General features: G+C 79.3%; 1 protein-coding gene. It reads right to left on the reverse strand.

Annotated features, from left to right (window positions below; genetic code table 11):
- Nucleotides 1-493: VOC family protein (locus G5C65_RS38215; RefSeq protein WP_277608170.1), on the reverse strand; the 493-nt coding region annotated here is incomplete at both ends.

The raw sequence follows: 493 nt of genomic DNA on the forward strand, positions 1-493 counted from the left end.
GCTGCGGCGACGGCCCCGTCGCAGTCGGCCACCGCGAAGTACGGCAGGAAGTGCGGCGGCGTCCCGGGCGGGTGGGCGGCGCCGAGGAGGCCGCGGCCGCCGATCGGGGCACCGGCCCGGCCGCCGTCCCCCTCCCCGGTGGGGGCGGGGCACCACACGGAGAAGTCCTCCCCTTCCGCCGGGCTGCCCGCTCCGAAGTCGGCGGCATGGGTGACGTACCCGAAGACCTCGGCGTAGAAGGCGTCCACGGCCGCTGCGCTCTCCGCGCGGGTGAGCAGATCCGTCCACAGGTACGCACCCGGCTTGCGGGCCGCCGCGAAGTCCGTACGCTCCCCGGGCCGCCACAGCCCGAACACCGCGCCCGCCGGATCGGCGGCGAGCGCGCGGACCGCCGTGCCGGGCCCCCGCTCCGGCTCCCGCAGCACCCGGCCGCCCGCCTTCCGGACGCGCGCGACGGCCGCTTCCGCGTCCCGGGTGGCGAGGTGGACCCGCC

The sequence above is a fragment of the Streptomyces boncukensis genome (assembly GCF_011045075.1).
GTDB classification, from domain to species: domain Bacteria; phylum Actinomycetota; class Actinomycetes; order Streptomycetales; family Streptomycetaceae; genus Streptomyces; species Streptomyces boncukensis.